Origin of the sequence: Bradyrhizobium cosmicum (genome assembly GCF_007290395.2) — a bacterium.
Classification (GTDB): domain Bacteria; phylum Pseudomonadota; class Alphaproteobacteria; order Rhizobiales; family Xanthobacteraceae; genus Bradyrhizobium; species Bradyrhizobium cosmicum.
The window spans coordinates 3415065-3433637 of the sequence record NZ_CP041656.2 but is presented as its reverse complement, the minus strand read 5'-3'; the positions used below and the strand labels follow the sequence as shown (position 1 = coordinate 3433637).

Sequence of the window (18573 nt, the reverse complement as noted above, 5' to 3'; positions counted from 1 at the left end):
TCGTCCTCCTCAACGAGGTCACTTGATCAGGATCGGAGATTCGATGCTGACGTGATCGGCCTCGGAGATCGAAATTCCGAGACCCAGCACCCAGCGTCCCGGCGTCAATTGCGCGACCTTCACGTGCCAGCTGTCCTCGCCGTCCCGCAAGGCTTCGACCGGCGCGAGCTTCCTGCCAGTCTGTGCCTCCACGAGCGTCACCGACACGGCCTTGGCCGTGAGCGGCGCTTCATCCGTCGTCTCGAGCTGGATGGCGATCTCGACCGGGCCGGCGCGGCCCGGCGAGACCGTGACATTGGCCATCGCCTTATCGGTGTGCAGATGGGTGAAGAAGCTGTCGTCGTCGGTCGCCGCCGCAAGCGGCGTCACCGCAACCGACAGCAACGCGGCCGCTCCGAGCACGAGGCCCGTGATGGTTCGACGCGAGGTCATGGGAGCCTTGATCGGTTTCATCACATCTTCATTCCCGAATGATCCGGCATTTTCTTCATCATGTGTCCGCCGTCGCCGGGCGCCTGCGCGCCGACACCCTGCACGTCGAGGGAGACGGCGACCTTGCCGGCCTTCTCGAACTGAAGCGTCACCGGGACCTTGTCGCCCTGCTTGAACGCGCCCTTCAGCTCCTGAAGCATCAGATGATAACCGCCGGGGGCGAGCTTCACCGTCTTGCCGGGATCAATGACGAGGCCCTTGTCGAGCGGACGCATCTTCATGACGCCATTGTCGATCGCCATCTCATGGACTTCGGCCTTCCCCGCGATATCGGCGGAAACACTGACCAGCTTATCAGCCGCCGCTCCCTTGTTCTCGATCGTGAGATAGCCACCGGCAACCTTGGCGCCGCCCGGCGTCGCCCGGCTCCACGCCTGCGAGATGACGAGATCACCCGCCTTGACCTCGTCGGCCACTGCTTGTGCAGCGCAGAGCGCCAGTGCGAACGCCGCGAACATCACATCTTTCAAGATCGTCTTCATATCAGTCTTCCCGTTTGCAGATTGAATGTCAGTGTGTGGCGAGTTGTTGCGCCGACCATTTTTCGAGATCGACCATTTCGGCAGAACCTTCGATCGTCGTGATGGTCCCATCCCGTGAAACCAGCATGGTCCTGGGGATGTCGCCCTGCCAGGCAGGATCGATCTCGAACCTCAAACGCTCGACAAAACCGTCATTGAAGATGAAGTTCTCGGTGGACGACAGCCCAGCCTTGTCGAGCATCGATTGCGTCGCCGCCGGCAGGTTCGGCACGAGATCGGCGCTGATCGTGACCACGTCGATTCCCGGATGGTCCTTCGCAAACTGCCCGAGCAGTGGCAGCTCGACCTTGCAGGGTCCACAGGTCACGCCCCAGAAATGCACGAGCGTCGGACGGCCCGCATGCCCCCTGAGAACGCTCTGCCAGGTGCCGCGCTCGAACGGTTTTAGGGCCGGCGCTGCCCCGAGCGCGGCGACCGATGCGATCAGGATACCCAGACCCAAAATGCCTGCAAATCGACGTGTCATGGTTGGTCCTCGATCGCTGTAAGGCGATAGCCGTCCGCCTTCGTCATCCATGACAGATAGGTCTGTCGGCCATTGGAAATCAGCAAGGGATGGTCGGAGGTGTCGGTCGTGCTCGATATCGTCTTCGGCGGCGACCACGTGTCGCCATCGTCGCGCGAAATCGTCATCTGAACCGAAGTCTTCTCGCCGTCGAACTCCTTCCACACCATCACCGTCCCAGCGGGACCCGCGAGCACAAAGGGACGCGTCGGATTACGGCCCGGCTGTCCGATTCCCACGGGCGCAGAGAATGTGCGGCCTTCGTCGCGCGAGTGCGCGTAGAACAATCCCTTCCGCGCCTTCCCATTCGTATACCAGGCGACGTGATAGATTCCGTTCGGTGCAACGGTGAGGCTCGGCCCGTGGTGCGGGCAGGCGTTGATCTGCCAATCGTCGTTGCTGACCCGACGGATTTCCCCCGCTGTCGAGACATCGGTGAATGTCATGACCGCATGATCACGCACGCCGCCGTCAAAAATGTTCCTGAAGATCACGGCTGGTCGCCCCGGCGCCGCGAACGCCAGCCCCAATCGGCAGCATTCGCAGGTGTTGTCGCTCGCTAGGCTGGCCTCTGCGTAGGTAACGCCGCCATCGCGCGACGAGGCAAAGAACAGCCCTGCTCCGTCGTACTTCCGTCCTGCTTCCTTTGCGGGGACACGATTGCGCTTGTCGAGCCAGGCCGCAAAGATCGTCCCGTCCTGATCGAGCGCAAGCGCCTCAAAACGCTGGCTCTCGTTGTTTGCGGTGATGGGCTTCAGCTCGGCAAAGCTCTTCCCACCATCGCCGGAGTGCGTGTAGAGCACTTGGCCGTTGAACGCCTCGTCCCTGAAGATCGAGAATGCCAGGGCAATGCCGCCCTTGCGATCGACCACGATCTTCGGCCGCGCGTCCGGCCCCCAATCGAGATTCAGCCGCGTGGTGGTGACCTGGACGGGGGCCGAGAAACTGCGCCCAGCATCCTGCGAGCTCGCAACCGATACCTGCCCTCCCGCCATCCAGGCAAGCCACAGCTTTCCGTCCGGACCGAACGCAGGCGTCGCCTTGGTTGCGCAGCGCAACGTCGGCTCGTCGCAGGCCGCTTCGGATGCATGCTGACCGTGCATCTGCGCGAACGCAGCGCCCTGCAGGAATGCGAAAGCGACGATCCCGAGCAAGCCGCTTCGGAGCATGGGCCGACACCCTTCGAGAGCCCGGATCATTTGAACGCCACCTTCATACCTGCAACGAACGTGCGCGGCGAGCCTGCAGAGATCGATCCCGTCGTGTTTGCGAGCGTGCTCGCAGGATTTTGAAGGCCGGCTGTCGTCACTGTGTTGGCGATGTTGTTTGCCGACGCGACATAGGTGCGGTCGAACACGTTCCTGACTTCGAGAAACAGGTTCAGGGATCTGAAGGTGTCGGACACAAGGTCGGTCTTGTAGTGGACGTTCAGGTTGACGAGTTCGTACCCCGGCGCCTTCAGCAAATTCGCATTGTCCATGTAGAAGGAATCCTTCCACTGGACCTCGACGAAACCTCCGAGGCCAGCCAGTTGCCCGGTAACCTCATCGTAGCCGATCCGGGCCGTGAGCTCGTTAGGCGAGATGCCGGGGATCTTGTTGCCGGCCCGGTTGAAGCCGAACACCGCGCCATTGGTGATGTTCTCGACATACTCGGTGTAGACCTCGTCGAGATAGGTGTACGCCGCCATGAAGCGCCAGCCCCGATAGAATTTCCAGTCGGCCGCAAGCTCGATGCCGCGGTGCTCCGATCGCGGGGCGTTGAACGTGTAGGATATGCCGGTAATCGGAGTAGCTTGGCTGACGATCTCGTTGCGGAAGAACTCGTAGAAGCCGGTCGCGCTGAGCTTGAGCGTGTTGTTCGGCGTCCAATCGAAACCAAGATCGTAACCAAGGTTCTTCTGAGTCTGGAGCTGGGTGTTGTTGCCTGACAATCCCGTCGGAAGGATGAAAAGATTCGAGACCTGCGGAGTGCCGTAGCCCGAGGCAACGCGTCCTCGGAACAGCCATTCGTTGTTGAGATTATAGAGCAGCGCCAGCTCCGGTGCGGTATTTTGAAACTGCCGGTCCGCCGTCGTGAGCGTCGTCGTGGTGACGCCCGTTGGACCGGCGTACGAATAGGCCGTGTTTGTTCCTTTCAGAACAGTGGTTTCCCAGCCAACGCCCGCAACCGCCGTCAACGAGGTCGTCAGCTTGAGCTCTTCCCGCGCGCGCACGCCATAATTGGTCGTTTCGCTATGGAGATTGCTGGAAAGCCTGCCGAGCGTGGCATTGGCTCCCGGCATCACGTTTCGGGTGTCACTCGATGCCGTCAGTGTATTGTAGAAAGCGCCGAAGAACGCGGTCGACTCCAATCCAAGGATCTCGCCGCGCTTGGTGAGGTCGCTCATGTAATTGTACGACGGAAAGTCGCCGATCGCGCTGGTCGTGCCGGTCGGCTGGCTGATGTTCCTGTCGTCGAAGACGAACTGGTTGCGCCAGGTCGTGGTGTTGTCGAAATCGTGCTCCCACCGGCCGCCGACGATGGTGCGCCGGTCGTTGCGGCCGAGCCCGGCCTGCACGGCCGTCTCCTTGTCGGTTCCGGCAGTCGGGTTGAAGCCGTTGTTGTTCAGCGTGACCGTGCCGCATCCAGCCGCGGCGGTGACGCCGGTCGCGCATCCCTGCTGGAAGGGATTGGTGTAGTACTGGTTCAGCGACTGCCGGATCGGCAGCCGCGTGCTGAGGTCGTTGTTGATGATCTTGACCGTGAAGCGGTCGTCCGGCGTCGCCTTGAGCGTTCCGAGGAAGTTGACGGTCTGCGTATTGAACCAGCTGTTGCCGATATAGCCGTCGCCGCGCGTGTCGCTTGCGAACAGCGAGCCCTCGAAATTCCCGACCTTCTTGCCGGCCGCCAGATAGTTGTTGAGGTAGCCATAGCTTCCGCCGTCGACACCATATTCAACGCCGTCGATCGTGCCGCCCGGCCGCGTCCGGAAGTTCAGCGCGCCGCCGGTTGCGTAATTGCCGTAGAGCGCTGACGAAGGCCCGCGAACGACGTCGATGGCGCCATAGGCGTGCGGATCGATCAGGTCGCTGCGCGACAGGCCGTCCGGCTGGGTTACTGGGAAGCCGTCCTCGAAGATGACGAGATTGCGGATGCCGAAACCGTTCCGGGCATTGGATCCGCGAATCGAGATGCCGAAATCGCGCGGGCCGTTGCCCTGCTTGATCGAAATGCCCGGACTGTCGCGCAGGACATCGCTGACCGAAAACGACGGGCGGTTGTCGAACTGGCTGCGATCTATGGTCGTGGCGGTCTGGCCGGCAGGCGCCTGATTGAGACCATCTCGGGCTGCGCTGGCGGTCACAGCCCTGTTCTGGGTCGGGACGCTGGCGCTCGCGCTCGCGCTCGGCGTAATAGGCCTCGCCGAACGACCGGCCGAAGCAGAGCGAGGCCTCGACGACCGAATGACTGGCTTGGGACGGGCGGCCTGCGGCGCCTCGATCGTCACCGGGGGGAGCGCCTGCGGGGTCGCCTGGGCGAGCGCGTCGGAGGCGATCGAGGACAGCACCCCGCAAAGCACGGGCAAGCTCGCGCTGCCGATCGCACGAATGCGTAACATCACTTGAATTCCTGACATCCGGCACCTTGGGCCGGTCCATTGAACACGACACCGGCGCAGCCAGATCGCGCGCCAATGGCTCGGTTTGTCGCTAGGTCAGGAGGAGTGCGGCGGCGCGCGCGCCTGGGCGCTTGTGCCCTTATGGGCTACGACAGCGGATGCATCCGCCACATGCCACACCACGCGCTCAGCGTGGCGGAAGGGACTGGGGAGCGCCGTGTGCGGCGGCGAATCGAGCGAGGCGTTGGCCTGGGCCAGACAGCAGAGAGCGCATGCCGCGCCATGTGCGGCCGGCGCGCCCCTCTGGTCGCTCGGGCTGCCCTGCTCGCTCGCGCTGTGACAGATGACGCCGGCAGACAGCGGATCGGCCACGGCCTGGCCGGCCGCCAGACAGGCGGCAATCGGCGCCAGCACCTGCATCGCCAAAGCGAGCAGGACCAGGGGGAGGAATTTTTGCAGCCGTGCGCGCATCCGCCGAACCATTCGTTCGTGCGCTAACTAAACACCGCGCCGGGACCTGAGTCGAGGTCAGTTCCACCGGCTTCTTGGTCCAGCGCAAATTTCTCGAAAATTGTGGCCCGGCCGCCCCGCAAGAGAAGACGTCCGGCATTTGAGGCAGATGGGCAAGCCTGCCTCCTCCACAGATTTCTTATATTTGTCATATGGTTACACCTCGGGCCGCCTGATCATTTCGTTAACTGCTCTAATTTTGAACAATCGTTGCCGAAAATGATGACAAGTGAGAAAAGTTGATCTAGCATCCCTCTTGCTCAGGCTAGCCGCGAGGTCAAAGTCTGGTGGTCCAAGTCTCGGGAGGAGCCCCTGGCGCGCAAAACGCAGCGTCGCCCCGTCAATCAAGAGCAAATCTTAGAATCGGGGATAATAGGGTCGACACAATTTTCGAGCGGGGCTAGGGCCCCGCTCTTTTTTTGTCTGGATGGCCAGAGCGCGGATGAATGCTCCTCCCAATATGATCGAACTGAGCTTTGAACGCGCGGCCTCGCGCTGCGCGGATCTCACGCCGCTCGTCTACCAACGCCTGTTCACAGAGCATCCCGAAACGCAGGCGATGTTCCGCTCGCAAGGAAGCGCGCTCGTAAAGGGCTCGATGCTTGCGCTGACGATCGAGGCAATCCTCGATTTCGCCGGCGAGCGTCGCGGGCAGTTCCGGCTGATCGCCTGCGAGGTTGTCTCGCACGACGGCTACGGCACCCCGCGCGAGCTGTTCATCACGTTCTTCGCCGTGATCAGGGATACGCTACGGGAATTGCTCGGTGAACAATGGTCGCCTGCGATCGGCCAGGCCTGGGATACGTTGCTCATTGAGATCGACGCCCTTGCGGGCATTGCAGCGTAGCGCCTTGCGCCGCACCAACGCGAGATGCGGCGATCTCGCGGTTGATTGCAGATTGAGTGGGAACAACTCTTGTGAGAGACTTTCAAAGATCGGTCGCGCAATCAATGACGCGCCGACGACAAGATATTATGGGAGCGAGCGATGTCCGGGACGAAAGATTTCTCGACGACGAGGCGCGATCTTCTTCAGGCGGCAGCAACCGCCGGCGCCGGGGCTGCCATCCTCGGCAGCATGGGGATAAATCCGGCTCTGGCAGCCGAAGTCGGACGAAGCGAGAAGCCGCTGAAGGCGGCCTTCTCCAATGCAGGCCTCCAAGCCACCTGGTGCGCGCAGGGCAAGCAGGCCGCGGAATTCTGGGGCAAGCTGTTCAATGTCGAAGTCACCTGGTTCGACGGCCAGCTCGACGCGGTGAAGCAGCGCGCGGCGATCGACAACATGGCCTCGCAGAAATGGGATTTCGTCGCGATCCAGGCTTTCGGCATCGGCACCCTCACCCAGCCCGTGCAGAAGATGATCGACGCCGGCACGCCCGTCATCGACATGGACACGCTGATTGCGCCGCTCGACCAGATCAACGTCCACTCCTTCCTCGCCCCCGACAACGAGTTCATGGGCGCCTCGGTGACTCAGGCGCTGTGCAACGCGATGGGCGGCAAGGGCAAGATCATCATGACGCAGGGAGCCCTTGGCCACACCGGCGCGCAGGGCCGCGCGAAGGGCTTCAACAACGTGGTCAAGCAATTCCCCGGCATCGAGGTGCTCGACACCCAGCCCGCCGACTGGGACGTCTCGAAGACCGCGCGGCTTTGGGAAACCTATCTGACCAAGTATCCGCAGATCGACGCGGCGTTCTTCCACAATGACGACATGGCGCTGGCCGCCGCCAACATCATGAAGGCGCGGGGCCGCACCAACATCCTGATCGGCGGCGTCGATGCCATGCCGCCGGCGATCCAGGCGGTGAGCGAAGGCCGCATGTTCGCGACCGTGCGCAACCCGTCCTGCCGCATCCACGGCGGCGCCATCATCGCAGGCGTCTCCGCCGTGGTCGGCGGCGAGAAGAGCGGACAGGGCATCCCCAAGAACGTCGTCACCGACGGCCCGGTCGTGACCAAGGCAAACGCCGCCGGGATGCAATGGATGCAGGATCATTTCCTGATCTGAGCATCCATGCCCGAGGTGCGTTCGCCCATCCTGGAACTGCAGGGCATCACGAAGAGCTTCGGCGGCGTCGAAGCGCTTCGTGGTGTCGACTTCGCGCTCTCCCCCGGCGAGATCCATGGTCTCGTCGGCGAGAACGGCGCCGGCAAAAGCACGCTGATGAAGATCATCGCCGGCGTGCATACCGAATTCTCCGGCCGCTTCCTGATCGACGGAAAGGAAATGCATTTCCGCTCGGCGCGCGATGCGCGCGCCGCCGGCATCGCCATGGTGCATCAGGAGCTCTCGGTCGCGCCCGACCTCACGGTCGCCGAGAACGTGTTCCTCGGCAACCAGCCGACCAACGCCCTCGGCCTCGTGCAATGGCGGCGGATGGCGCGAGAGGCCGGCGAACAGCTTGCCCGGCTTGGTCTCGACGTCGATCCGATGAGCCGGCTCGGCGACCTCTCGATCGGGCTGCAGCAGCTGATCGAAATCGCGCGCGTGCTGTTCTCCGGCGCCCGCATCGTCATCCTGGACGAGCCGACCTCCGCCCTCTCCCCGCCCGAGGTCGAGCGGCTGTTCGCAACACTGCGGCGGCTGCGCGAAGAAGGCACGGCCATCGTCTTCATCTCGCATTTCATCGAGGACATCCTGCGCGTGTCCGACACGGTGACCGTGTTCCGCAACGGCCGCAAGGCCGCCGAAACCGCGGCCTCGGCCACCAGCAAGGGCGCACTGATCGAGGCCATGATCGGCCGCGGCGGCGAGGCCCTCGAGCACAGCTACAGCGACGATTTGATGCTGCCGCAGCCGAGCAATAGCTCGGTCGTCCTGAAGGTCGACCAGCTGTCGCTGGCACGCAGCCTGAAGAACATCTCCTTCGAGGCGCGCGCCGGCGAGGTGCTCGGCATCTACGGCTTCATGGGCTGCGGCCAGCAGGAGCTGTCGCGCATCCTGTTCGGCAAGCTGAAGCCGGATGGCGGCACGCTCGCGGTCGAAGGCAAGCCGAGGAGCTTTGCCAGCACGGCGGCGGCGCGGCGCTCGGGCGTGGCGCTGGTGCCGGAGAGCCGGCGCGACATGCTGTTCCACCAGGAGCCGGTCTACAAGAACATCTCGATCAGCATTCTCGATCGCATCTCGTCCCTGCTGCTCAGGCCGGCGCAGGAGCGCGAGATCGCGAAACGCCAGGTCGAGCAGCTGCAGATCAGGCCGCCGGTGGTCGGGCTCGACCTCGGCATGCTCTCCGGCGGCAACCAGCAGAAGGTCGCGCTGGCAAAATGGCTGACCTATCCGCCCAAGCTTCTGGTGCTGTGCGAGCCGACCCGCGGCATGGATGTCGGCGCCAAGAACGACGTCATCAACATCGTCCGCGACCTTCGCGCCAGGGGGCTCGCCGTCATCGTGCTGTCGACCGAGCCGGAAACGGTGCTGTCGCTGGCCGACCGCATCCTCGTCCTCAAGCGCGGCACGCTGGTGCGGGAGTTCAAGAACGAGCCGGTCAGCAAGGACCGCCTGCTGGAAGCGGCGTGACGGAGAAGCACCATGGCGAGCAGTGAGACGGTTCCAGCGGTGGGTCGGAAAGCGCGGGGTCTCGCGCCTTTCCTGCGCTCGCAGATGCGCAACATCGCGCCGTTCCTGACCTTGATCTTCCTGTCCGGATTCTTCGCGCTAGCGAGCCCCTCCTTCGCGACGCTGGACAATCTCGGCAACATCCTCACGCAAGTGTCGGTGACGGGGATCATCGCCGTCGGCCTCACCTTCGTGATCCTGTGCGCGGAGATCGACCTCTCCATCGCCAGCATCGCCAACGTCACCGGCATCGCGGTCGCCTACTTCACGCTGCAGGAATCCTACGTCAACATCGCCAACATCCCGCTGCCCGGCGCGGTCGCGATCCTCATGTCGATCCTGCTCTGCGCGCTGCTCGGCCTGGTCAATGCGCTGGGGCTGACCGTGATCGGCATCCCCTCCTTCATCATGACGCTGGCGATGATGCAGATCGCGGCCGGCGTCTCGGCCCTGCTGGTGCGCGGCCAGATCGCCTACAAGGTGCCGGGCCTGATTACCACGCTCGGCTCCGGCTCGATCGGCGGCATCCCTTGGATCGTCATTGTCGCAGCCATCATGCTGCTCGGCGGCCATCTGGTGCTGACCTACACGCGCTTCGGCCGCTACGTCTACATGGTCGGCGGCAACCGCGAGGCAGCCGAATATTCGGGCCTCAACGTCAAGCTCATACTCGGCGCGGTGATGGTGATCTCGGCGGTGTGCTCCGGCATCGGCGGCATGCTCGGCGTCGCCCATTTCGGCAGCGCGCAACAGAACGAGTTCGACACCTATCTGCTCGACTCCATCGCCGCCGTCGTGGTCGGCGGCACCAGCCTGTTCGGCGGCCGTGGCGGCATCGGCAACACCATCGCCGGCCTGTTCGTGCTCGGCGTGCTCAACAACGGCCTCGACCACGTCAACATCGACAGTTTCCTGAAGATCCTGATCCGCGGCCTGATCCTGCTGGCGGCGCTGGTCATCAACGTCTACGCGCAGCGGCTGCGGGAGAAAGCGGCGGAGTAGACGAGCCCAAGATGATGAATGCGAAAACAACCCCATGCACAGTAGCCGGGAGCAGCGAAATCAACGGCTTGAGGGCGGCGCCGCGAAATTGCTGATTTTTCGAATCTGACTTGACACGTCGGGCAAAACAGGAGCATGATGGCATCATGGCGGCGGCTTCGACGAACGTGCCTGCCTCCGTCATTGCGAGCGCAGCGAAGCAATCCAGCGTCTTTCCGCTGAGGGATTCTGGATTGCTTCGCTGCGCTCGCAATGACGACGTGGCGGCAGCCGGGCCGTCGCCCTTCGAGGGCCGCTGAAGGGGCGGCCACCTCAGAAGGACGGTTCTATTCCGCCGCCAACCGCGAGAAGCGGAAATTGCAGTGGCTGGCGCCGCCCGCCAACGTTTGTGTCCGATGCAGGCGAATGCCTCGCGTGGCATAGGCGTCGAAATCCAGCCCGCAGATGTTCGGCAGGATGTCCTTGTCTCCATGGCGCGCCGCGAGCTTGCAGAAGCCGCAGGCCTTGTAGTCGATGCCGAACTCGAAACTGTCCTGCGAACCCGGCTCGATGAAATCGTAGACGAAATCCTCAGGAAACTCCTTCTGGTGACTCTCGGTAACGCTCACCGCCGCCTGCTGGCGCAGCAAGGCCTGGTTCTCCGGCGACATGAATTGAAGTCCCGCGGCGAGACGTTCCGCTTTGGGCGCGGTCAGCAATTGCGCCTTGTAGGTGTCCCGCTCGATCTCGCCGATCACAGGAACAGGCACGCCGTGCCGCAGCAGCACGCGGCTGATCGCCATAAACCCCGTCAGGCGCATGAAGAAATCGCTCATGCGGCTTGCCGCGCCGCCGACATAAGGCATCTGGGTGAGCACGATCTCGAATTCGTCCATGACCTCCCGCCTGATCCCGTCGATATCCGACAGATGCGTGCGCTCACGGAGCATCGCCCCGGCAAGATCGAGCCGCTCGCGCATAGCGGCTTCCATGGCGCCCCGATGCGTTTCGTAAAAGGGATGGACTTCGGTCATTGGACACCTGACGTGACGAGCCTGTTGCAACATCGGCCATGCCCTCTTCATTGCGCGGCGATCGCCTCGATCTCCAGCAGCCATTTGCTTTCGACGGTCTCGACGACCACGACCGTCAGGGCGGGCTGGTGGTCACCGAGCATCGCGCGCCGGATGGCGCGATTGGCGACGACCTGGCTGCGCTCGGTCAGAAACGTGGTGACCTTGACCAGATGTGCGACGCCAAGGCCTGCGGCCGCGAGCACCTCCCTGACGTTTCGCCAGGCCTGCTCGCACTGCGCCTCGAAACCTTCGGGCACGGAGCCATCCGCTCGTTCAGGGACCTGGCCGCTGATGAACAGCAAACGGCGATGCTGCGTCAGCTCAAGTCCCATGCTGTAGCCGCCGGCGGGCGGGTGGACCGTAGCGGGATTGTGGCTGACGATGTGAGCTGCGGGCATGTGGCTTCTCCGGATTGCGGACCAAACCTATCCGGCGGCATCGCCACGGCGCAAAGCATCATTCCTGCGGTTCAACGCAAGAAAATCTATTGCAAGGACGGGGACCATCGGTGTCAAACTTACGGTGCGATGACTTATGCCCTTCCCCCGCTCAACGCGCTCCGCGCCTTCGAGGCCGCGGCCCGCCATCTCAGCTTCAAGCTCGCCGCGCACGAACTGCACGTGACGCCCGCCGCCGTGGGACAGCAGGTCAAAGCGCTGGAGGCCCGCCTCGGCGTGCAGCTGTTCGAGCGGCTGCACAAGCAGCTGATTCTGACGCCGGCCGGCCAAGCCTATCTGCCCGGGATATCCGAAGGGTTCCGCCATATTGCGGATGCGACCTCACAATTGAAGCCGGCAGGTACGGTGCTGCTGCAACTGGGCGCGCATGGCAGCTTCGACCTGCGCCGCCTCGATCTGGCGGCGTTTCGCAGCATGCATCCGGAGATCGGCTTGCGGGTGCTGCAACCGGCCGGCCTGCACGAATTGGTCGAGGGCAAGGTGGACCTCTTGATCGCCCGGAGTCTCGGCCACCATCCGGGCTATCGCTGTGACCGGGTCAATGAGGGACCAGGCGTCGGTGATTGGCTGATTGCGCCTGAAGGCACCGCGGATTGCCCCGAGATCGTCAGTTTTCGCGCGTGGCTGCGCAGCCTGCCGGTTGAGAAGGCACTCGCAAGCCGCCACCCTCGCCTCGTCGGCATGGCCGGAAGTTGAGACGGCAGCTTGTTGCTGACCTTACGGCCAACCAACAAGCCCACGTGTCATCGAACGTCTGCTTTTCGAGACGTAACGAACGCGTCGCGAGCGTGTGCACAGAGCGGTTGTGACGTTGTGCACCCTGAAAAACGCGTATCTTGGGATGTAAGCAGGAAGTTTGTTGCCGCGCACCTGCTTCAGGGCGCGCGGCAACACTTGGGTTCAGGGCTTGAACACGAAGCCCGGTTTAATTGCCACATCTGCAGGAATGGGCTGCAGATCGGAAAACAGGTCCGGGTAGGTATTCATCACGTTGAGGATGAATTTGGGTTCGATGTGCTTGTTCACGTCGAACACCGACTTGATGACGCCGAGCCGTTGCAGCGTATCCTGCGCCTTCCAAAGCGCGCGATAGTTGTGCGCGGAAATACGGCGATCCACCTGCTGGATGTTGTACTGCATCGCGGTCTCCGCCACGTCGAGCTTCAACCCAGGAATCCAGCGCGTACCGATGGCTGCGGCCTGCTTGGGGTTCTTGCGCATCCACTGGTCGGCCTCCGATACCGCTGCCAGGAATTTCTCGATTGTCGCCCCGTTCTTCTCCACCCAAGGCCGCAGCGCGATATTGAATCCGAGATAAGAAATGACATCACCGCCGCGGATGACCTCGATAGCCCCCGGAACGTCCTTCATGGCAATGACCGGTGCCGGGTCCCAGCACACAAACCCGTCCACGCCCTTGGCAAGCAGCGCCACGCTCATCTCCGGCGGCGGCGTGTTGATCAGCGTCACGTCGGTCGGCGAGAGGCCGGCCTTTTCGAGCAAGCCGAGAATGTACAGATGGTTGATCGTGCCGAATGAGGTCGCTATTTTTTTGCCCTTGAGACTTTTCAAGTCGCCTTTGACGATCCCTGAGTCGCCGTTGGCAATGAGGGCGAGCGTGGCATCGGATCCGAGCTTCGTGGCATTGCCGCTGAAGTTACCGAGGAAAACCAGATCCATGTTGCGTAGAATCGCGCCGATAGCCGGCACGCCAGCTTGCACCATGTCGGTTTCACCTGCCTGCAAGGCATTGAGCGCATCGACGCCGGTTGCGTAGGGGCGAGCGATGGTGACGTCGAGCCCGTACTTTTCGAAAAAGCCGCGCTCCAGCGCAATCGGCAGCGCCAGCATGTCCACGGCTGCCACCATGCCGACCTTGAGTTTTACGGGATCCTTGGCCTGCGCCATTGCAAGTGACGGCAGCAGCAACAAGGCGCAGAGCAGCATCGCAAGTCGTCGCATTTGGGTCATCCCCCTGGTTGAAGCGGCTCGATGCGCGTAACCCAGTAAGGCCGGGCGACGGTCGTCAAGTCCGCTCGTTTCACTCCCCGAACTTCAACGGATTTTTCTTGTGTTCCGGATACCCGGCCGTACGTCTGCATCAGCTGAACGTGGAAACGTTCAGGTTCGAACGGCAGCACGACGAGGATATTCACCTTTTCCGAGCTGCCGGCGAAGTTCGCGATCTTTTGCGGTGCGGCGATGGTCAGCCAAAGCTGCCAGGCCAGATAACCAACCGCCACCACCAAGAGGATGTGCGCCTTTCGCGATCGAAGGGCATCTTTCAACATGGCTCAGGCCGACCGCACGAGTTGAAGAACACGTCCCGACAATTCCTTGAACCGCGCATCATCGTTCAGCGCGTCCCATGATCGCGGTCGTGGCAAGTCCACGGCGATTTCCTCGAGCACACGTCCCTTCGACAGCGCTATCACCCGGTTGGCGAGAAACACGGCTTCCGGGACGTCATGCGTGATGAAGATGACCGTCGACCGCTTCTCCTGCCAGATGCGCGTCAGCTCTTCCTGGAGGGTCATCCGGGTCTGGGCGTCGACGCTCGCGAACGGCTCATCCATCAGCAACACGTCGGGCTCGTTCGCCAGCGCACGCACCACGCCGACACGCTGCTGCATGCCGCCTGATAATTCGGCGGGATAACGCCCGGCCGCCTCGGTCAGTTTGGCGAGCGCCAGATATTCATGCGCGATCTTCTCGCGTTCGACCTTGCGGACGCCGCGCATCTTGGGACCGAACGCGACATTCTCGAGCACGGTTCGCCACGGGAACAAGGCAAAGGATTGAAAAACCACGCCGCGGTCAGGGCCCGGTCCCTTGACCGGACGGCCGCCGACCAAGATCTCACCGCCCGTGTGCGGGATGAAGCCCGCGATCATGTTGAGGATCGTCGTCTTGCCGCAGCCCGAAGGACCGACGATGCAGACGAACTCTCCCTGCTCTACCTTCAGTGACACGTCATGCACGGCGGTGACGTTTGTGCCGGCATAGGGGTCGAAATACGTCTTCGACAGATTGCGGATAGTCAGATCCTTCATCGCGTCACCAGCCCCCACCGCTGTCCTGTCGCCCGCTCGATCGGTGCCAGTATCCAGCTATCGACGATGTACCAGAGGATTCCCAGGATGATCATGCCGAGCAGGATCTCGACGACAGACCCGGAGCGGCGCGCGTCGAACATGAGAAATCCGATACCGCTGGTGCCGACGATAATCTCGGTTGCGATCAGAGCGCGCCAGCCATAGCCGAGCCCGTTGCGCAGGCCAGTCACGATGTTGGGCAGCGCTCCCGGCAACACCACTTCCCACAACATGCGAATGCGCGAGGCACCCAGACTCTGGGCCGCGCGGTGCAGGGTGATGGGGATCGAGCGCACGCCCAGCACCGTGTTCAGGACAACCGGGAAGATCACTGTATAGACGATGACGACCGTGATGGTCGTGAGGCCATAGCCGAACCAGATCACCAGGATCGGCAGCCAGGCGATATCGCCGATGGCCTGAAAGAACAGAAGCAGCGGCCACAGCGCCGTACGCGCACGCTGATTGAGGCCAACCAGGATTCCGAGAGGAATGCCGAGGGCGACGCCCCAAAACGCACCGACGGCCAAGCGCACGATGCTGTCCTGCAAGTACGCCGGAAGGATACCCGTATAAACCAGCGTCCCGAATGAGCGGACGACGTCCGCGGGTCCAGGCAGAAACGCGCGTGGGAATATTTGCAGCTTTGTGACGATCCACCAGGCCGCGACCACCGGAATGAAAGGAACGATGGAAGCGATCGACGGCCAACGCGCTGTCAGGCGAACGCAGTGGCTCCACATCTTGAGTAGAAACTGCTTCATGCGCGCTGCACCATGCCCCAGCGTTCGATGGTGGCGCGCTCGATTGGCGCCAAGACCAGCCGGTCGAGCAGCAGCCAAAGCACGCCGATTACAATCATGCCAAGCACGATCACTTCTGTTCTGTAGAAGTCTCGCGCCACAAACAGCATGTAACCGAGGCCCACGTTGGTGGCGATCATCTCGGCCGCGATCAGCCCACGCCAGGCAAAGCCCAATCCGGTGCGTATGCCAGTGACGATGTTAGGAAGGGCGCCCGGCAGGAGCACTTCGGTCAACATCGCCCATCGTCCCGCACCGAGCGATGCGGCCGCATTGCGCACCTGCAAGGGAATGGTCGATACTCCGAGCAGCGTGTTGTACGTCACGATGAAGAACACGGCATTGAAGATTACAAACGTGATGGCGCCGAAGCCGTAGCCGAACCATAGCGTCGCGATCGGGATCCACGCGATGCCGGCCAGCACCGAGAAAAACCTGAACAGGGGTGTGAGGAAGCTGGAGATCATCGGGCTGACGCCCATGGCGATGCCCAAGGGAATGGCGATCAATAGCGCGAGCACCGTGCCGACGGCGACGCGTAACAGGCTTGCTCCGACGTGTTGAATAAGGGTGCCATCTTCTATTCCCTCAACTCCAGCCTGAATCACAGAGGAGAGGTGAGGAAACAGCCGGGGATTGACGTCGAAGTACGGGATGAAAACAGCCCATAGGATGAGGAGCACTATAAAGGGAGCGCCAAACCAGAATGCCGAAGAGAGCCTGCGCAGCATCATGCTTGCCTCAGGGTGCGGTTGCCGCCTGGCCTGGCGTTCCGCCGAACGGCGCCTGCACTTTTCCTAGACAATTTAGAGTGGGTATAACCAAGAACTCGCTCCATGGCCTTGCGAGCCTTGTCTGCATCACCTTCCTCGATGGCGCGCGCAACGACGGCGTGGTTGGGAATGTTGTCTTCGAACCAACCAGCGACGCTATCAACGGCGACAAGAAACACTGCACTCAGGATCGTGTCGATCGCGCCGCGAAAGCCCTGCAGCACCGGATTGTGCGTGGCGTCCAGAATAGCGAGATGAAAGGCCTTGTCCGCGGCCGTGGCGGCAGCCTGATTGTCCGATGATTCCATCGCCAACAGGGCTGCATTGATCCGCTGCCGGTCCTGCCTGGTGGCGCGGGTCGCAGCGAGCGCAGCGGCGGCTGGCTCAATGATTGAGCGGACTTCCTGAATGGCAAGCAGCAGCTTGCGGTCGAGTTGATCCTCTCCGACCAGCCAGTTCAACACATCGCGATCGAGAAGACTCCAATCGCGCCGCGGCAGCACGTGAGTGCCGTGGCGCGGTCGCACGCTGACGAGTCCCTTCCCTGAAAGCATTTTGATCGCTTCACGAACCACGCCGCGGCCGACGCCAAAGCGGATCTCGAGTTCGTTTTCGGGCGGCAGCACCGCGCCTGCGGGGATGATCTCTTGAGCGATCTCGCGGCCGAGCGTCGTCAGTACCGCGTGGATGCGGCCCGGCTTCAAACGCTTCTCGGTGGATTTGACGCGTTTAGCGCTCGACAATTTTTCGCTCCCGACCGCCGGCTCTTAGGCTGGCTGGCATGTTCACGCCATACACCGATTTTGTTGATCTCGCAATCATCCGATGTTAAATATCGGATGAATAAAAAGTATTGCGACGCAACAATTTCGTCGCCCGGGAGGAGTTGGCTGTGTCGACCATTGGCTATCTGACGACGACAATTTTCGATTACGGTGCCATCAAGAGTCTGCCGACCGAGTTAGCGGCACTCGGAGTTCGTCGACCGCTGCTCGTCACGGATGCCGGCGTGCAGCAGGCAGGCATTGCAGCGCAAGTACTGGCTCACCTCGATCCGACGACCGTTGCGATATTCGCCCGTACGCCCCCGAATCCGACTGAAGAAGCAGTGCTTGAAGGCGTCGTCGCCTACCGCGAAGGCGGCTGCGATGGCGTGATTGCGCTCGGCGGCGGTTCGCCGATCGATCTTGCCAAAGGCGTCGCTTTGGCCGCCACCCATGAGGGGCCACTGGAGCAATATGCGGCTGTCCTTGGCGGCGTCGGCAAGATCACCGAGAAGGTCGCGCCTGTGATCGCTATTCCGACCACTGCAGGAACTGGCAGCGAGGTCGGCCGTGGCGCTTTGATCAATCTGACCAACGGCTCGAAGCTGGCGTTGATCAGTCCATATCTGATACCGAAAAGGGCGATCTGCGATCCTGAACTCACGCTGGGACTGCCGCCGTTGTTGACGGCGGCGACGGGCATCGATGCGCTCACGCACTGCATCGAAACGTTCCTGTCACCACTGGTCAACCCGCCGGCGGAAGCAATCGCGCTCGACGGTGCAAAGCGTGCATGGCGCTTCATCCAGCGCGCTGTGACAAATGGCGCCGACCGCGAGGCGCGTTGGGAAATGATGATGGCGGCACTCGAAGGTGGGCTGACGTTTCAGAAGGGGCTCGGCGCAGTGCACTCGCTATCTCACGCCGCCGGCGCATTGCGCTCGCCGACCCTGCATCACGGTATGCTGAACGGCGTGTTCCTGCCGCACATCCTGCGCTTCAGCGAGCAAAGCGTCGGAAACAAGTACGAAACGCTTAGCGATATATTTGGCATCTCGCGCGAAACGAACCTCGCTGCTGCGGTGTCCGATCTCGTTCAATCGTTAAAGCTGCCGACAACGCTCGGCCAAATGGGCTTTGAAGCTCGGCACATTCCCCAAACAGTCGTCCGGGCATTAGCTGACCACTCGAACGCGACCGCTCCGCGAAAAGCGTCTGCAGAAGAATTTGAGGGCTTGTTGCGTGCGGCGCTCTGAGAGAGCTTGGCTCTTTGGCGCACATCTTTCCGGCGATGCAAGGCCCCGACTGATGTGGTGCGTCATCGGACGCCCCGAGGCAGTGAACATTTTTCCTGATCAACGCGACTAAGCTCAGGATCGCTATCTCAGCGCCAAGGATCGCGAAACAAATGAAG

At 62.2% G+C, this 18573-nt stretch carries 21 protein-coding genes; 6 read left to right on the top strand and 15 right to left on the bottom strand.

The features are described from left to right. Positions 1 to 18 precede the first annotated feature (18 nt). The 6 genes from FNV92_RS16550 to FNV92_RS16525 form a co-directional block, all read right to left on the bottom strand. Positions 19 to 432, bottom strand: coding sequence for a hypothetical protein (locus tag FNV92_RS16550; RefSeq protein WP_244623686.1), 414 nt, complete (start codon positions 430 to 432; stop codon positions 19 to 21). 20 nt (positions 433 to 452) lie between these two features. After that, positions 453 to 974 (bottom strand): copper chaperone PCu(A)C, encoded by a 522-nt coding sequence (locus tag FNV92_RS16545; RefSeq protein WP_143845658.1) that lies wholly within the window; start codon positions 972 to 974, stop codon positions 453 to 455. Positions 975 to 1002: 28 nt separating this feature from the next. Next, on the bottom strand, positions 1003 to 1500 hold the full coding sequence (locus FNV92_RS16540; RefSeq protein WP_143845659.1) for a TlpA disulfide reductase family protein: 498 nt from the start codon (positions 1498 to 1500) through the stop codon (positions 1003 to 1005). Continuing rightward, entirely contained in the window at positions 1497 to 2708 is a 1212-nt protein-coding gene (locus tag FNV92_RS16535) for a sialidase family protein (RefSeq protein WP_143845660.1), read from the bottom strand. The genes FNV92_RS16540 and FNV92_RS16535 overlap by 4 nt, the downstream gene beginning before the upstream one ends. Positions 2709 to 2734: 26 nt before the next feature. Further along, positions 2735 to 5140, bottom strand: coding sequence for a TonB-dependent receptor domain-containing protein (locus FNV92_RS16530; RefSeq protein ID WP_143845661.1), 2406 nt, complete (start codon positions 5138 to 5140; stop codon positions 2735 to 2737). Positions 5141 to 5236: 96 nt separating this feature from the next. Then, a complete protein-coding gene (locus tag FNV92_RS16525) occupies positions 5237 to 5611 on the bottom strand; it encodes a DUF2946 family protein (protein ID WP_186355488.1) in 375 nt (124 codons plus the stop codon). Between the two features lie 481 nt (positions 5612 to 6092). On the opposite strand from FNV92_RS16525, the gene FNV92_RS16520 reads away from it, so the two are divergent. From FNV92_RS16520 to FNV92_RS16505, 4 genes are all read left to right on the top strand, one after another. Beyond that, positions 6093 to 6497: a globin gene (locus tag FNV92_RS16520; protein ID WP_168213690.1), complete on the top strand. Its 405-nt coding sequence runs from the start codon at positions 6093 to 6095 to the stop codon at positions 6495 to 6497. 141 nt (positions 6498 to 6638) lie between these two features. Next, the gene (locus FNV92_RS16515; RefSeq protein WP_015685792.1) at positions 6639 to 7661 is read left to right on the top strand and encodes a sugar ABC transporter substrate-binding protein; all 1023 of its coding nucleotides are present in this window, start codon (positions 6639 to 6641) and stop codon (positions 7659 to 7661) included. A 6-nt stretch (positions 7662 to 7667) separates the two neighbouring features. After that, positions 7668 to 9170 carry a sugar ABC transporter ATP-binding protein gene (locus FNV92_RS16510; RefSeq protein ID WP_143845664.1) on the top strand — a complete coding sequence of 501 codons (1503 nt, stop codon included), beginning with the start codon at positions 7668 to 7670 and terminating at the stop codon, positions 9168 to 9170. Positions 9171 to 9182: 12 nt separating this feature from the next. Then, positions 9183 to 10211, top strand: a complete 1029-nt coding sequence (locus tag FNV92_RS16505) for an ABC transporter permease (RefSeq protein WP_143845665.1) — start codon at positions 9183 to 9185, stop codon at positions 10209 to 10211. A 180-nt stretch (positions 10212 to 10391) separates the two neighbouring features. Here FNV92_RS16505 and FNV92_RS34620 read toward each other — a convergent pair whose 3' ends face one another. From FNV92_RS34620 to FNV92_RS16495, 3 genes are read right to left on the bottom strand one after another with little or no spacing between them, the layout of a single operon-like run. Further along, positions 10392 to 10481 carry a hypothetical protein gene (locus tag FNV92_RS34620; RefSeq protein ID WP_416377759.1) on the bottom strand — a complete coding sequence of 30 codons (90 nt, stop codon included), beginning with the start codon at positions 10479 to 10481 and terminating at the stop codon, positions 10392 to 10394. Between the two features lie 56 nt (positions 10482 to 10537). Then, positions 10538 to 11224 (bottom strand): L-2-amino-thiazoline-4-carboxylic acid hydrolase, encoded by a 687-nt coding sequence (locus FNV92_RS16500; RefSeq protein ID WP_168213691.1) that lies wholly within the window; start codon positions 11222 to 11224, stop codon positions 10538 to 10540. A 47-nt stretch (positions 11225 to 11271) separates the two neighbouring features. Beyond that, complete coding sequence (locus FNV92_RS16495; RefSeq protein WP_143845668.1) at positions 11272 to 11664, bottom strand: RidA family protein; 393 nt, start codon at positions 11662 to 11664, stop codon at positions 11272 to 11274. Positions 11665 to 11793: 129 nt separating this feature from the next. Here FNV92_RS16495 and FNV92_RS16490 point away from each other — a divergent pair, with 129 nt between their 5' ends. After that, on the top strand, positions 11794 to 12420 hold the full coding sequence (locus tag FNV92_RS16490) for a LysR family transcriptional regulator (RefSeq protein WP_143846295.1): 627 nt from the start codon (positions 11794 to 11796) through the stop codon (positions 12418 to 12420). Positions 12421 to 12624: 204 nt separating this feature from the next. Here FNV92_RS16490 and FNV92_RS16485 read toward each other — a convergent pair whose 3' ends face one another. The 6 genes from FNV92_RS16485 to FNV92_RS16460 form a co-directional block, all read right to left on the bottom strand. After that, positions 12625 to 13686, bottom strand: a complete 1062-nt coding sequence (locus FNV92_RS16485; RefSeq protein WP_143845669.1) for an ABC transporter substrate-binding protein — start codon at positions 13684 to 13686, stop codon at positions 12625 to 12627. Positions 13687 to 13691: 5 nt separating this feature from the next. Next, on the bottom strand, positions 13692 to 14015 hold the full coding sequence (locus FNV92_RS16480; protein WP_041748273.1) for a hypothetical protein: 324 nt from the start codon (positions 14013 to 14015) through the stop codon (positions 13692 to 13694). Between the two features lie 3 nt (positions 14016 to 14018). Beyond that, positions 14019 to 14777: an ABC transporter ATP-binding protein gene (locus tag FNV92_RS16475; protein WP_015685784.1), complete on the bottom strand. Its 759-nt coding sequence runs from the start codon at positions 14775 to 14777 to the stop codon at positions 14019 to 14021. Next, positions 14774 to 15355, bottom strand: coding sequence for an ABC transporter permease (locus FNV92_RS16470; protein ID WP_244623687.1), 582 nt, complete (start codon positions 15353 to 15355; stop codon positions 14774 to 14776). Before FNV92_RS16470 ends, FNV92_RS16475 begins: the two co-directional genes overlap by 4 nt. Before the next feature lie 224 nt (positions 15356 to 15579). Beyond that, complete coding sequence (locus FNV92_RS16465; RefSeq protein ID WP_143845671.1) at positions 15580 to 16356, bottom strand: ABC transporter permease; 777 nt, start codon at positions 16354 to 16356, stop codon at positions 15580 to 15582. Beyond that, a complete protein-coding gene (locus tag FNV92_RS16460) occupies positions 16353 to 17138 on the bottom strand; it encodes a FadR/GntR family transcriptional regulator (RefSeq protein WP_143845672.1) in 786 nt (261 codons plus the stop codon). Before FNV92_RS16460 ends, FNV92_RS16465 begins: the two co-directional genes overlap by 4 nt. 149 nt (positions 17139 to 17287) lie before the next feature. Here FNV92_RS16460 and FNV92_RS16455 point away from each other — a divergent pair, with 149 nt between their 5' ends. After that, positions 17288 to 18415, top strand: coding sequence for an iron-containing alcohol dehydrogenase (locus FNV92_RS16455; RefSeq protein WP_168213692.1), 1128 nt, complete (start codon positions 17288 to 17290; stop codon positions 18413 to 18415). The last annotated feature ends 158 nt before the right edge of the window (positions 18416 to 18573 follow it).

What these genes read in the sequence shown, in the direction of transcription:
- FNV92_RS16550 (WP_244623686.1), bottom strand. Translation starts at nt 432, where the DNA reads ATGACCTCGCGTCGAACCATCACGGGCCTCGTGCTCGGAGCGGCCGCG.
- FNV92_RS16545 (WP_143845658.1), bottom strand. Translation starts at nt 974, where the DNA reads ATGAAGACGATCTTGAAAGATGTGATGTTCGCGGCGTTCGCACTGGCG.
- FNV92_RS16540 (WP_143845659.1), bottom strand. Translation starts at nt 1,500, where the DNA reads ATGACACGTCGATTTGCAGGCATTTTGGGTCTGGGTATCCTGATCGCA.
- FNV92_RS16535 (WP_143845660.1), bottom strand. Translation starts at nt 2,708, where the DNA reads ATGCTCCGAAGCGGCTTGCTCGGGATCGTCGCTTTCGCATTCCTGCAG.
- FNV92_RS16530 (WP_143845661.1), bottom strand. Translation starts at nt 5,140, where the DNA reads ATGTTACGCATTCGTGCGATCGGCAGCGCGAGCTTGCCCGTGCTTTGC.
- FNV92_RS16525 (WP_186355488.1), bottom strand. Translation starts at nt 5,611, where the DNA reads ATGCGCGCACGGCTGCAAAAATTCCTCCCCCTGGTCCTGCTCGCTTTG.
- FNV92_RS16520 (WP_168213690.1), top strand. Translation starts at nt 6,093, where the DNA reads ATGAATGCTCCTCCCAATATGATCGAACTGAGCTTTGAACGCGCGGCC.
- FNV92_RS16515 (WP_015685792.1), top strand. Translation starts at nt 6,639, where the DNA reads ATGTCCGGGACGAAAGATTTCTCGACGACGAGGCGCGATCTTCTTCAG.
- FNV92_RS16510 (WP_143845664.1), top strand. Translation starts at nt 7,668, where the DNA reads ATGCCCGAGGTGCGTTCGCCCATCCTGGAACTGCAGGGCATCACGAAG.
- FNV92_RS16505 (WP_143845665.1), top strand. Translation starts at nt 9,183, where the DNA reads ATGGCGAGCAGTGAGACGGTTCCAGCGGTGGGTCGGAAAGCGCGGGGT.
- FNV92_RS16500 (WP_168213691.1), bottom strand. Translation starts at nt 11,224, where the DNA reads ATGACCGAAGTCCATCCCTTTTACGAAACGCATCGGGGCGCCATGGAA.
- FNV92_RS16495 (WP_143845668.1), bottom strand. Translation starts at nt 11,664, where the DNA reads ATGCCCGCAGCTCACATCGTCAGCCACAATCCCGCTACGGTCCACCCG.
- FNV92_RS16490 (WP_143846295.1), top strand. Translation starts at nt 11,794, where the DNA reads ATGACTTATGCCCTTCCCCCGCTCAACGCGCTCCGCGCCTTCGAGGCC.
- FNV92_RS16485 (WP_143845669.1), bottom strand. Translation starts at nt 13,686, where the DNA reads ATGCGACGACTTGCGATGCTGCTCTGCGCCTTGTTGCTGCTGCCGTCA.
- FNV92_RS16480 (WP_041748273.1), bottom strand. Translation starts at nt 14,015, where the DNA reads ATGTTGAAAGATGCCCTTCGATCGCGAAAGGCGCACATCCTCTTGGTG.
- FNV92_RS16475 (WP_015685784.1), bottom strand. Translation starts at nt 14,777, where the DNA reads ATGAAGGATCTGACTATCCGCAATCTGTCGAAGACGTATTTCGACCCC.
- FNV92_RS16465 (WP_143845671.1), bottom strand. Translation starts at nt 16,356, where the DNA reads ATGATGCTGCGCAGGCTCTCTTCGGCATTCTGGTTTGGCGCTCCCTTT.